This is a genomic window from Providencia sp. PROV174, assembly GCF_028480685.1.
GTDB lineage: Bacteria > Pseudomonadota > Gammaproteobacteria > Enterobacterales > Enterobacteriaceae > Providencia > Providencia rettgeri.
In genome coordinates, this window is record NZ_JAMPOT010000027.1 from 1 (window position 1) to 13,176 (window position 13,176).

Genomic DNA, 13,176 nt, shown 5'->3' on the forward strand with positions numbered 1-13,176 from the left:
AACATTTTGATTTATTTTGTTGCGTTTTTTTGTATTTCAAAAAATAAAATTGTTCACTTTATGAGCGGTTCTGATTGTTTTGCCACATTACACAAGGCTTTAATTGGTGAGATATGAAAAGTAATAAATTAAAGACCAGTATAGATAGCTTTCAGAAAATACTAACTGAACAAATTGGCATGGAATTATCGCATCTTAGAAAAGAGAAAGGGCTTAGTGGTAGTGATCTAGCTAAAAAATTAAAGATATCACAACAACAAATATCTCGTTATGAAAGAGGAATATGTAGCATTAACTGTGGAATGCTATTTTCAATTTTATTTTATCTAGAAATTAGCCCGAGTGCATTTTTTGAAAGTGTATCATTGAAAATAAATGAAAAAAATCCTAGTGCTAATTCATTTATTCACAATAGTGAATGTTTATCCGATGAAAAGGATAACTATCATTATATTTTTAATCGACAAACAGAAATTATTTTAAATTCTTTATACAGCAAATAGTTATTTTAAAAATAATAAATTCTAACTATACCCTACATCATGTTGGGTAATCATCACGTTGTTATATATAAATGAGGTTCAAATGAAAAAAGTATTTTTAGCCGCACTAGTTTCTGCCGCTATTGCATCTCCAGCACTCGCTGATCAAGGGCATGGTAAAGTCACATTTAAAGGTGAAATCATCGATGCACCTTGCTCAATTAGTTCAGATTCTATTGACCAAACAGTATGGTTAGGCCAAATCGCTAACTCTGTTTTAGCGAATGGCGGTACTTCTAGCGCGAAGCAATTCAATATTGAATTGGAAGATTGTGTATTCCCGAAAGATGCAGATGATAAAGTGTACAACGATAAAGTGAGTATCACATTCTCTGGTTCTAGCGCTGCTTTTAATTCTAAATTACTCGGTGTAACAGGCTTAGATGCAACAGACCCAACTATTGCTGGCAACGTGGGTATTCAATTAACGGATACTAATGGCGCAGCGTTAGATATGGGAGTTGCAACAGCTCAAGAACATCAATTACAAGCGGGTGATAATACATTACGTTATAGCGCTTATGTACAAGGTGCAAACGTTGCGGTTGATAAAATTCCATTAGGTAAATTCGAAGGCGTAACTAACTTTACCTTAACTTATAACTAATTGATTAATTTAAGAGGAATACCTTTGTGTTCCTCTATTAATCACCAAATTAAGTCAGAGGTTAAAGTGAAAGGATTTATCTATTTGCGAAGCAAAGTATCTTCCCTATTTCTTCTAACATTATTTCTTTCGCCACAAATGGCTGCATCATCTCATGGATGGGGTAAAGTCACGATGAATGGCGAAATAGTCGATACTGCCTGCGCAATAGATATTGGGTCTAGGGATCAGACCATTAATATGGGGGTACTTCCAACAAGCTATATCCGTGAAGTTGGGAAAGGCCCCATAAAAGAATTCAATATTAAGCTCATTGATTGTCGTTGGGAAAAATATTCGAAAGATAATAACGAATGGAATTCACTCGAAGTCACTTTTGATGGTCCATCAGAAGGAGATTTTTTCACACTCTCGGGTGAAGCAAAAGGAGTGCAATTGGCATTGCATGATATATCGGGATATTCCATTACACCAGGAAAGCCATTACCTGCATTAGGAATTACGCCAGGGACAATGATCCTGAAATATCAAATGCAATTAGTCACCAATTATCATCCTGTTAAAGCGGGTAATTACCAAACCTTATTAAGGTTCAAGGTCGATTATTATTAATTCTAAGAAATTATATTGGTGTTTTAGGGATGTTTTTTATGTTTTTTAAACAACACAAAATAAATATAATAACGACAACGATAATGATTACATTTGGATCATTATCCGCTCAGTTATATGCTGCCGATACCATACAATTTAATACGGCATTATTTGATTTAGAAGACAAAAAAAACATTGATATTAAGCAATTCTCACGTGCAGGCTATATTATGCCTGGTATTTATCCCCTCAAAGTACAAGTAAATAAAGAAACTTTACCTGAGCAACGGTTTTCATTCTATGCGCCAGAAAACGACCCTGAAGATAGCCTCGTTTGTATCACACCAGAACAAGTCCAGCAGCTAGGATTAACAGCCAGTTCGTTGAAGCAAATTACGTGGTGGCATAATAATGAGTGTCTTGATTTACGCAGTTTGCCTGGTTTTCAAGCTCGAGGGGATTTATCTGACTCTACGTTGTATCTGAGTATACCTCAAGCCTACCTTGAATATAGAACAGCTAACTGGGATCCGCCTTCTCTGTGGGATGAAGGAATTTCAGGGGCTATTTTAGACTACAATATAAACGCAAGAGTGAATAAGCCTCATGATAATAATAGCAACTATAATGTGACAGCAAATGGTGTCGCAGGTGTGAACCTTGGTGCATGGCGCTTTAGGGGAGATTGGCAGGGGCGTACTCAACGAGAAACTGGCTCGAATAGTAAAAATGAGCATGACTTTCAATGGAGCCGACTATACGCCTATAAAGCGTTAACCAGTATTAAAGCGAAATTGACCTTGGGTGAGGACTATTTTAACACTGATTTATTCGATAGTTTTCGATTTACAGGTGTTGGCTTACGCTCTGATATCTTAATGTTACCACCTAATTTACGTGGGTATGCACCTGAAATAACAGGTGTTGCGACGACAAATGCGACGGTGATTGTTAGCCAGCAAGGGCGAATTATTTATCAAGAACAAGTCGCCGCGGGTCCTTTCCGTATTCAAAATTTAAGTGATGCGACGACGGGAAAACTAGATGTTCGAATCGAAGAGCAGGATGGTTCGGTTCAAGAATATCAGGTTGAAACAGCCAATATCCCTTATTTAACTCGACCAGGTAGTATTCGATATAAACTAGCGATGGGTCGCCCAACAGATATGGATCATCATGTCAATGGAGATACATTTGCGAGTGGTGAAATGTCGTGGGGTGTCACTAATGGTTGGTCATTGCTTGCTGGTTCATTAAATAGCCAAGACTATAATGCATTCAACGTAGGTGTCGGTCGTGACTTATTGGCATTTGGTGCCTTATCTTTCGATATTACGCATTCTATTGCAAATATTCCTAATGATAAAAAACTTACAGGTAATTCTTATCGAATAAACTATTCAAAACGTTTTGATGACTATGATAGCCAAGTTCAGTTCGCAGGTTACCGATTCTCAGAACGCAGTTTTATGACTGTAACCGATTTTTTAACGGCTAAAGATTCAGGTGAGCGTCAAGGTAGTAATAAAGAAATGTATGTGATTTCTTTAAATAAAAACTTTAGAGAATCGAGAATTACAGCTTATTTAAACTACTCGCACCAAACCTATTGGGATAAGCCAGAAAGTAATCGCTACAATTTAATGGTGACAAAAACCTTAGATTGGGGAAGCCTGAAGAATATTAATATTTCGTTATCGGCCTATCGCAATAAATATAACGAAACAAATGATGATGGCCTGTATATCTCAGCTTCAATGCCTTGGGGAAATGGTGCAAATATTGGTTATTCATTACAAGCAACACGGGATGATACTGTTAATCGAGCAACCTATTATGACAAATTGTCAGATAGAACCAATTATCAAGTTAGTGCAGGTTCGACCAACAAAGGTGGAACCGCAAGCACCTATATTACCCATTATGGTGATAATACTAAGTTAACTGCGAATGCCAGCTATATTCATAATAATTACACATCATTTGGGGTAGGGGCACAAGGCGGATTTACCATGACTTTAAATGGTGCGGATGCTCATCGAGTCTCAAATATTGGCGGAACTCGTTTGCTGATTGACACCGATGGTGTGGCTAAAATTCCCGTATCAGACCGAGGGATCCCTATTGCATCAAATGCATTTGGTAAAGTGGTTGTCCCTGATTTAAATAGCTACTACCGCAGTAAAGTTAAAGTCGATTTAAATGCATTACCGAATAATGCCGAGGTAACGGATTCTATTGTTCAAGCGACACTAACAGAAGGTGCGATTGGCTATCGCAAATTTAATGTGTTGTCTGGTGAAAAGATGATGCTTTCAATGCGTATGTCTGACGGTTCTGCACCGCCATTTGGCGCTCAGATCACGAATTTGAAAGGAAAAGAAACGGGAATAGTCACTGATAATGGATATGCCTATGTTAGTGGTATCAACCCAAATGAAGTCATGATTATTCATTGGGGTGGTGAAGCACAATGTGAAATTAATTTTCCTGAAAATTTAGAAACAATTAACCAAGGATTATTTATTCCTTGTAAACCATTATCAAATAAACGTAATGAAGCAGATAATAATCTGTAAATGAGTGATTGCTATGAAAAAATTAACTAATTTATATATCAGTACTATTTTATTAAGCAGTTTAGTTAGCGTAAGCGCATTCTCGGCAATTGCTTTAGATAGAACCCGAGTTATTTTTAATGGCGATCAAAAAAGCGTTTCAATTACTATTACTAATAAAAATAACCAGCTACCTTATTTGGCTCAAGGGTGGATTGAAAATATTCAAGGGATAAAAATCACTTCACCGTTTGCTGTATTACCGCCGGTGCAGCGAGTTGAACCCGAAAAATCAAGCCAAGTCCGTATCGAGGCGCTTCCTGAAATTAGTCAGTTACCTCAGGATAGAGAAAGTGTTTATTACTTTAATTTAAGGGAGATCCCGCCAAAAAGTGATAAACCGAATGTTTTGCAATTAGCATTACAGAGCAAAATTAAATTATTTTATCGTCCTAAAAGTATCATGCTAAGCGAAACAGAAATGCTGAATAACCCTTGGCAAGAAAAAACACAGCTTATTAAGCAAGGCGACCAATATATCATTAAAAACCCAACTCCCTTTTATATCACGATTATTGGTGCGGCTGAGCGAAAAGATTCACCAGTAAATCAGAATTTTAAGGCAGTTATGGTTGCACCATTTAGTGAAGAAAAATTAGGAGTTCCAAGTTCTACTGTGGGGGCGAATCCGGTATTGACCTATATAAATGACTATGGTGGCCGGCCAAAACTTCAATTTAAATGTCAAGCAAATACATGTCAGGTTGTTCCTGAAAATAAATAGAGAGGAAAATGATGATTAATCAAAAAAGCTTTTCCTTACTCTTTGGATTATCTCTCATATTTCATTCAGCTGTGATATATGCGGCATCAAATAATGCCATCTATAACACAACAGGCAATTGGAATGTTGAAGGTGCAAATGGCAAAATTTTCGTTTATGGATCATTAACGGAGAGTGCATGCCATTTATCGATGGATTCTGCATTTCAATCCGTTGATTTAGGAAATATTGAAACTGCATCATTAAAAACAATTGGCGCCCAAGGCCACAAGACGCCGATAAACATCGAGTTATTGGATTGTATCGAAACCCCAACGGTTTTGAGAAACAATAAATCCGGTAATGTTACATGGAGTATTTCCCAGCCAGGTATGAAAATTAGGTTTATCACGCCAGTTGTTCCTTTTAGGCCGAACATAGCGAGAGTTGAAGGTGTTAATGGGCTTGGATTACAGATAACTAATCCTAAAGGAAAAGAAATTGCTTTTGGTGAGTACAGTGAACCTGAGCTTATTTCTACGGGACAAAATATTTTAACTTATTATGTAACTCCCGTAAGAATTGCAGAGAATTTACAGGCTGGAGCTTATCGAAGTGTTATTTCTTTTCAAATAACTTATGAATAATCTTAATAGGTTTTCTGATATAGCATTGAAGGTATTTATATGAATAACTTAAATTTCAATTTTTATAAATTTAAAAAAATAATACTCTCGATGCTATTAAGTTTGTTATTTTTTCCGTTACTGAGTCAGGCAAAAAATGGTCAAATCGGTGAAATTAAGATACGAGGACAACTTGTCGCTGAAGCTTGTACAGTAAGACCTGGTGATGAAAATATCATTGTGGACTTTGGTACTATTGTTAATAAATACCTCTATATTAACCAAAAAACGCCACTTGAAAATTTTAATATTCATTTAGATGACTGTGATAATAGTATCTTTAGAACGGTGACCGTTAAGTTTACAGGAAGCGAAAATACTCGTTTACCTGGCCTTCTTGCATTAGATTCTGGCAGCATGGCTTCTGGCATCGGAATTGAAATCTTAGAATATAGTGGTAAAAAAATTCCTATTAATAGTACGACGCCTGCATACAATTTAGAGAATGGTACGAATATTTTAAGTTTTAATGCGAATGTGCAAGGGGAACCTGATGCAATAAAAAATAAAAGTATTGCGTTTGGCCATTTTACTGCAACCGCTATTTTTAGTTTAATTTATGATTAAGGTATCAGTAACAATGAAGATATTAATATTACTTCTCGCAACCTTATTATTTTCCCCGACTATTTTTGCTTTCCAGTGTAAAACTAATGGAGGACAAGAAGTTGGTGGGGGAACACAAAGTATTTATGATGTTCCTCTAGATAATGATATTTTTGCTGTACCTAATCGTATAAATGAATTCGCGGATGTGAGTGATTTTATGACCTGCCGTAATGAAGCCCCTAGTGCTTATGTTGATTATTTAAATGTGACTGGTGCTGACCTTGGCCCCACATTTAAGAATAACCCAGAATTAAAAGCAGGAGTGGTCGTGCGTGGTGCTTACTATTTAGCACCATTTAGCGGTAAAGAAATTCAAGTATTTCGTTTAACCACAGCAAGTGAACCTTTACAAATTAAATTATATTTACAGGTAAATGTTAAACCAACGCCATCTGTTTTGGTAAGAAAAGGCGATTTGCTGATGACGTTAGATCTCCATAAATATGCGACATTTGTAAATAGTAATCAGCATATTGACCATGCTTATTTTAAATGGAATTTCTATGCGGGTAATGATGTGGTTGTTGGAACGGGTACGTGTGATATCAATGATAACCAAATCATCATCGTTGATTTTGAAACAGTAAATGCATCGGGCATTTCAACGGTGGGAAGTGCAAGCCGTTTTCAACGTAACGCAGAAATCACTTATAGTTGTGAAGATAATAATCTGACAGCGCCAATAAAGATGATTATAAGTGGAGAAACTTCGACTTTTTCATCTGACGCTTTACTTGTTAGAACTGGAGATATTGGTAGTCAAGGTCCTATTATGCCGGGATTAGGTGTTGAGATTTATCATCAAGGGCAAAGAGTTTCCCCTATGAATGGACATTTCGATTCAAAAATAGAAAATGGGCATGGTAGAGACACACTGATGTTCACGCTAGTTAAAAAACCTAATTTATCTCCAAATGAATTGATAGAAGGCCAGTTTAGTTCAGCAGCTACCATTATTATGTCCACTCCGTAGTTATTGAAGTAGAGAGGTTTTTATGTGGATAAAAACCTCTATTTTTTCTCATCAACTCTCTATGGTTACTGAGTAAATCGTGTTTATAAAAAAGCACAATATATTGATGGTTTTTTATAAAGACATTTTAGATAAAATAAGTTAAACACGCCGAATTTTGAATTATCCTCGTTAGCATATTTTCTTAAATAACATCACATAATTTCTCTATCAATGAAGCTCAAAGCCTATCAGGTCTCAGCGGCTACAGGTATAATCACATAATTATCTGATAGATTTAGAGGCGAAGATGGCAAAACTCACCTTACAAGAGCAAATGTTAAAAGCAGGATTAGTCACCAGCAAGAAAATGGCAAAAGTGCAAAGAACAGCTAAAAAATCACGCGTTCAAGCGCGTGAAGCAAGGGAAGCCGTAGAAGAGAATAAAAAAGCGCAGCTTGAGCGTGATAAACAACTGAGCGAACAGCATAAACAAATGGTGCAATCCAAAGAGTTTAAAGCACAAGTTAAACAACTTATTGAAATGAATAAAGTTGATATTTCAAAGGGAGATATTAGCTTCAATTTCACAGATAACAATGTGATCAAGCAAGTTGTTGTAGATAAAATAACACAAACACAGTTGATCAGCGGCCGTCTGGCGATTGCTCGTTTAGCGATTGAGAATAGCGATAACAATGAGTATGTGATTATCCCTGCAAGTGTAGCGGATAAAATTATGCAAAGGGATGCGGATAGCATTGTATTAAATAATGCATTGAGCCAAGAAGAGCTGGATGAAGACGACCCATACGCAGATTTTAAAATTCCTGATGACTTAATGTGGTAATACTCGTTATAACTTGAATTGAAGTACTGCTAGTGATGTGCATTTACAGGGCTGGGCAATTTATTTTGCCAGCCATAAAATGAGACAGTGGTTGCTTGGGCGTTAAAACGGGCTAGCACAGCGAGTATTCACTCTTTCTTGGCTAATGGGATGAACAAAATGTAGTTCGCTGGCGTGCAACATGAGCCGAGATGCATGCTCTGGTATTTGGCCCCCATATAAGTCACAGCCTAATATAGGGTGGCCTAATTGTTGGCAATGAATACGAAGCTGATGCGTTCGACCCGTTTCTGGAACTAATTGGACTCGAGTTACTGGAAGTAATGTGCCACTATCTAAAGGGTGATACAGGCGTTCAATCACGTGATAGTGGGAGCGGGCAGGTTTGCCATTAATTTCGCAAAGAGACATGCGAGGAAACAGTGCTGGGTCTCTTGCTATTGCAGCATCAATGATACCCTCATCATCAGTTAAGTGACCACAAAGTAGAGCTTGATATATTTTAATTACCGTTCGTTGGCTAAATTGCTGGCTCAGAGCGGCATTCACTGCTTTATTACGCGCAATCACCATCAATCCTGATGTACCAAAATCGAGACGGTGAACAAGAGTACATTCAGGGAAGATTTGTACTAATCGGTGATGGACTGAATCTAAATTTTGTGGGTTTTTTCCTGAAAGGCTGAGTAAGCCACTTGGCTTATTAATAAGGGCAAGATGCTCATCCTGATAGATAATTTCTATCTTACCGTGGCAGGGCGGCGCAATAAAGGTGTCGATGATTTCAGTCATTAGCCTTTCCAACAAAAAATAGCTGTTGATAATAACTAATTTTTAGTATGCAGGCGAATACTTGCCGCTTGCATCGCGTAAATTTATCACTCAGACTAAAAGTAAAGCCGTAGTCTGCACACGCATTGTGCTCTATACTGCGCGTTGTAAAAACTGAGTCAATAAAAGATTAATTAGGCGGTAATGGCGATGAATGGAACGATCACAACATGGTTCGAAGATAAAGGTTTTGGATTTATCAAAGATGAGAATGGCGATAACCGTTATTTTCATGTGGTTAAAGTTGCCAACCCTGAGTTGATTAAAAAAAATGCCGTAGTTACTTTCGAACCGACGACAAATAATAAAGGGTTGTCTGCATTTGCGGTCAAAGTCATACCTGAAAGCAAATATATTTATATTGCAGGTGAGCGCATTAAGATTACATCCATAAAATCTTATCGAGTTTATTCGGTGGAAGTGCCTGCTGATACACGTATTGATAAAGAAAATACAGTGTTATCAATTGGTGCCTTGATGAATAGTATTAAACCTAAATCAGATAAACCGGACCAAATGCGCTCCTTGAAAAAGTTAGAAATTAGCACATTACATGGAACCGCTTTAACATTTTCAGAAGATGAAATTGATATTGATGAGGCTGTGAAGCAACTCAAATTTAAGTGATTTTTTGTAAGGCAAATAGCGCTCAAGGGAAGCGCAATTTGCTTGTTTATCATGTTATTCTTTCTTCTACTCCTTTCTTTTAGAATTTCACGATACCAACGAGGATGAGGCTTTCTTACCTCTCCTCTTTATTATCGTGATGTTCTGATTGAGAAAGTGTTTCTTTGTTGAGCGCTATTATCTTTTAGAATCGGATAGGAAATGAGTACGCAGCAATTATATAGAACGCATAAATTTAATATTACAAATAGAATGCATCAGAATATTCTTATGAATTGAGTAAGGTATTATTTAGAGCAACTATAGCTATGGAGTAAAAAATAATAAATATTAATTTAAGTGTTAATAATATCTAACTAATTGGTGTTTTTATTACACCTCGTAGTTGTTAGTAACACTTTCTCTTCCTACTCATCTAGTGTGTTAAATTTAGCGACAAATTATGTATAGATATTAATTTAAGTGTTTTCAACTGTATTAACTCTATTTTTGCATGATTTCTGGTTTTTTAATCTAAAAAATGCGTAGGGTATTAGTTGGTTTGACCATTGTTTGTGTAACCGCATGAAATCAATTGGAAATAATAATTTGAAACCTATTCAAAAAACATAATGATGCATTTTTCGCTTGTTTGACAACTTATTGGAGTATAATTAATATTATCCACGCACTCCGGTGAACGAGTGTTTACCAAATAAATACTAAGACATTTTAAAATTAAGTTTTTACGAAAAAGTCAATTATTTATTAAATAGCCAATATGAATAAATTGTTTATTAATGGGTATTTAAATAATGATGTTTGGATTTTTTTAATCTGTATTAATAGAATAAAAACTTAATCTGAAATATAAAAATTTAAATATCTATTAATTTAAAAAATTAAATTAATATTTTCTCACATACTTAGGAATGATGATTATGAAATTCAATAAACTTGCTCTGATTGGCGCATTCACTGTTGCAACTCTTTCTTCTCAAGCTTTTGCCGCTCAAGATGCAACAGTTAACTTTAATGCTCGTTTAGTTGCTGCAACTTGTGATATTAGCGCTTCTAAAGATTTAATCAGCTTAGGAACTCACTCAAACGAAAAAATTGATACTGCTAAAGCATTATCAGAAGCAAACTTTAACTTAGTTTTAAATAACTGTACTAAAGTTTATAACGGTGACGCAGGTGGCAATAACGAAGCTGCAAATGCAACTTCTGTTTCTATCTTAGCTACGGGTGAAGCATTAACTGGACACTCAGATATGTTTGCTGATGCTCAAGCATCACAAATCGGTGTTAAGTTAGCGGCTGGTAAAGCAAAAACGGCTATCAACCCTAACACTGCAACTGAAATTGCAGACCTGAAAGTTACTGGTCAAAATGACTACATCATTCCAATGGTGGCAGGTCTTTATGCAACAACGACTGATGCTGTCGCTCAAAACTTAAACGTACCAGTAACCTTCAGTGTTGCTTACGACTAATAAAAGTCGTCCGTTAGTTTAGCTAGTAAGGCAGGCAGTAATTAATTACTGCCTGCTATATAAGAGAAAATAAAATGCTAAAATTAAAATCTCTATTTTTTATCTTATTAACATTTTCATTTGTTGCTCAAGCGGGTGTTGGTTTAAGTCAAACCCGTATTATTATTGAAGAAGCAACTAATTCTGCTGCTATTACAGCTCGTAATGAAGACAATAAATCGTATTTAGTGGCAAGTTTTATTACACAACAATTAGATAGCAAAATACCTTCTGAAGGATTATTTGTCATTACACCTTCTATTTTTAAATTAGCACCGAAACAACGCAATATTATTAAAATTAAAGCAATCTCACATAAGTTTCCGAAAGATCGCGAAAGTATGTATTACTTTCATTCCAGAAATGTTCCTGAATCAAATAAAGCGGATGGCGTTAAAGTTGGACTAGAAAGTGTAATTAAGATTTTTTATCGCCCTGCTAATTTGACAATGATTCAAGAGGATGCATTTAAGAGTATTAAAATAACTCAAAATGCTAATGGCATTAAGCTAATCAATAATTCACCTTATTATATTAATTTAGCTGGTTTATTCGTTAATAACAAAGCAATTAAGTTAAATAAACAAAATAATGTAATTGCACCATTCACTGACATGAATTATACAGCCCAATTGAAAACGCGAGCAGTGAAATGGGCCGTTATCAACGATCTTGGAGGATATAATGAATATCATGGGACTATTGAGTAAAACCTTATTGGTACTGGGAATGGTTTTTTTCTCCAGTCAATTGGTTGCGCAAAATGGACAAATCCAGTTCAAAACCAAGATCATTAAAGGAACTTGTGAATTTGATGATAATAGTGAATTAGATAAATACATCGATTTTAGCCAAAATGGTACATTAATTGCCTCTGAGGTCGATAGCAACCCAATTAATAAACCTATACAAAGTGAAAATTTTTCTTACACCATTGTATGCAAAAATTTCCCTGCTAATAGCGATAAAAAAATTAAAGTAAAATCAAAATCAGCAGCATCTACTCAGTTTAATAATGGTGTTTTCTTTGGTTTAGCAGACACAACTAAAACGGGTTTTTTACTTGAGTCTTGTGATAACAATAATCAGAACTGCCAAGCCGTCAGCGATGGCGGAGTTTCAACGTTTCCTTCTACAACGAGTGATTCCGTTGTCGTTAATTACCGAGTCAGCTTAGTGAAGCGCGAAAATAATGTTAAACCGGGCAATGCGAATGCCGCTGTTACTTTTGAATATTATCAGGATTGATGGTCATGAAAAAAATAAAACAGCGATTACTGACTCTTCTAATGGTGTTCATGTATTACCCAGCAATGGCCGCAGATAACTATCAGATTCAATACGAGTTTTCTGTTTTATTTTTAGCGAAAACCTGTGAAATTGATGTTCCTAATGAAATTATATTAGGCAATTCATCCGGTGTGACGACAATCAGTGAAATTAAGAATGATACAGTGTCAAAAAATTTTTCGATTGGTTTAAAAAATTGCACCAGCACGGATCAAACAACAGCGATTGTTTATCTAGCATCTGGAAATACGTTAGCGGGCAGCAATAATTTCTTTAATGATGACCCTAATGGGGTGATAGGTGTTCAATTATTAGATGGAACACCTGTTATTAGTGCCAACCAAACCGCACTAGCCAAACCTGATGTAGCTTCAATCATATGGGATAACATGAAAAGCACGAGTGAAACAAAAATGATCAATGCTAAATTACGTTGTGCTAAAACAGATTGTGACTCAGATGACGGTGATTTTTCAGCAACCTTAACGATTGGTTATTACGCCGATTAATCACTATTGCGCTAATTAAAAAATAATAAATAGAATAACAAAAAAAATAATTAAATTTACTCATAAATGAGTTGAATAGCCTATTCATAATTAAACAGTTATGTCGTTTTTTGATATTTGATTATTTAAAGATACCAAATAATTTTAACAAAGATGGAAACAGAGAAATAATATTAATTTCTTTTCAACCAATAATATTGTGCTACTAAATTAACTAAATGTATTTCGGTTGAAAAATAATCCA

The 13,176-nt window shown here is 35.6% G+C and carries 15 protein-coding genes; 14 read left to right on the top strand and 1 reads right to left on the bottom strand.

Features of this window, described 5'->3' with window-relative positions; genetic code table 11:
* Nucleotides 1–113: 113 nt before the first annotated feature.
* The 9 genes from PSE60_RS19770 to PSE60_RS19810 all read left to right on the top strand — a co-directional run bounded on the left by PSE60_RS19770 (nt 114) and on the right by PSE60_RS19810 (nt 8,161).
* Nucleotides 114–503, top strand: a complete 390-nt coding sequence (locus tag PSE60_RS19770) for a helix-turn-helix domain-containing protein (protein WP_004263121.1) — start codon at nt 114–116, stop codon at nt 501–503.
* 82 nt (nt 504–585) lie between these two features.
* Complete coding sequence (locus PSE60_RS19775; RefSeq protein ID WP_094960889.1) at nt 586–1,149, top strand: fimbrial protein; 564 nt, start codon at nt 586–588, stop codon at nt 1,147–1,149.
* A 66-nt stretch (nt 1,150–1,215) separates the two neighbouring features.
* The gene (locus tag PSE60_RS19780) at nt 1,216–1,761 is read left to right on the top strand and encodes a fimbrial protein (RefSeq protein WP_232062925.1); all 546 of its coding nucleotides are present in this window, start codon (nt 1,216–1,218) and stop codon (nt 1,759–1,761) included.
* Nucleotides 1,762–1,790: 29 nt separating this feature from the next.
* Nucleotides 1,791–4,322, top strand: coding sequence for an outer membrane usher protein (locus tag PSE60_RS19785; protein ID WP_272684368.1), 2,532 nt, complete (start codon nt 1,791–1,793; stop codon nt 4,320–4,322).
* A gap of 13 nt (nt 4,323–4,335) precedes the next feature.
* Nucleotides 4,336–5,085, top strand: a complete 750-nt coding sequence (locus PSE60_RS19790) for a fimbria/pilus periplasmic chaperone (RefSeq protein WP_210840316.1) — start codon at nt 4,336–4,338, stop codon at nt 5,083–5,085.
* Nucleotides 5,086–5,093: 8 nt separating this feature from the next.
* On the top strand, nt 5,094–5,711 hold the full coding sequence (locus PSE60_RS19795; RefSeq protein ID WP_210840315.1) for a fimbrial protein: 618 nt from the start codon (nt 5,094–5,096) through the stop codon (nt 5,709–5,711).
* A 39-nt stretch (nt 5,712–5,750) separates the two neighbouring features.
* On the top strand, nt 5,751–6,317 hold the full coding sequence (locus PSE60_RS19800) for a fimbrial protein (protein ID WP_272666526.1): 567 nt from the start codon (nt 5,751–5,753) through the stop codon (nt 6,315–6,317).
* Between the two features lie 13 nt (nt 6,318–6,330).
* Nucleotides 6,331–7,332 (top strand): fimbrial protein, encoded by a 1,002-nt coding sequence (locus PSE60_RS19805; RefSeq protein ID WP_229597502.1) that lies wholly within the window; start codon nt 6,331–6,333, stop codon nt 7,330–7,332.
* Nucleotides 7,333–7,621: 289 nt separating this feature from the next.
* On the top strand, nt 7,622–8,161 hold the full coding sequence (locus tag PSE60_RS19810) for a DUF2058 domain-containing protein (protein ID WP_210840402.1): 540 nt from the start codon (nt 7,622–7,624) through the stop codon (nt 8,159–8,161).
* Between the two features lie 102 nt (nt 8,162–8,263).
* Here the strand turns inward: PSE60_RS19810 and PSE60_RS19815 are convergent, their stop codons facing one another.
* Nucleotides 8,264–8,953 carry an RluA family pseudouridine synthase gene (locus PSE60_RS19815; protein ID WP_272666527.1) on the bottom strand — a complete coding sequence of 230 codons (690 nt, stop codon included), beginning with the start codon at nt 8,951–8,953 and terminating at the stop codon, nt 8,264–8,266.
* A gap of 189 nt (nt 8,954–9,142) precedes the next feature.
* Here PSE60_RS19815 and PSE60_RS19820 point away from each other — a divergent pair, with 189 nt between their 5' ends.
* The 5 genes from PSE60_RS19820 to PSE60_RS19840 all read left to right on the top strand — a co-directional run bounded on the left by PSE60_RS19820 (nt 9,143) and on the right by PSE60_RS19840 (nt 12,932).
* A complete protein-coding gene (locus PSE60_RS19820) occupies nt 9,143–9,619 on the top strand; it encodes a cold-shock protein (protein ID WP_210840400.1) in 477 nt (158 codons plus the stop codon).
* A 920-nt stretch (nt 9,620–10,539) separates the two neighbouring features.
* Nucleotides 10,540–11,094 (top strand): fimbrial protein, encoded by a 555-nt coding sequence (locus PSE60_RS19825; RefSeq protein WP_272666528.1) that lies wholly within the window; start codon nt 10,540–10,542, stop codon nt 11,092–11,094.
* Between the two features lie 74 nt (nt 11,095–11,168).
* A complete protein-coding gene (locus PSE60_RS19830; RefSeq protein WP_272666529.1) occupies nt 11,169–11,843 on the top strand; it encodes a fimbrial biogenesis chaperone in 675 nt (224 codons plus the stop codon).
* Nucleotides 11,818–12,381 (top strand): fimbrial protein, encoded by a 564-nt coding sequence (locus PSE60_RS19835; protein WP_272666530.1) that lies wholly within the window; start codon nt 11,818–11,820, stop codon nt 12,379–12,381. Before PSE60_RS19830 ends, PSE60_RS19835 begins: the two co-directional genes overlap by 26 nt.
* A 5-nt stretch (nt 12,382–12,386) precedes the next feature.
* Nucleotides 12,387–12,932, top strand: coding sequence for a fimbrial protein (locus PSE60_RS19840; protein ID WP_272666531.1), 546 nt, complete (start codon nt 12,387–12,389; stop codon nt 12,930–12,932).
* The last annotated feature ends 244 nt before the right edge of the window (nt 12,933–13,176 follow it).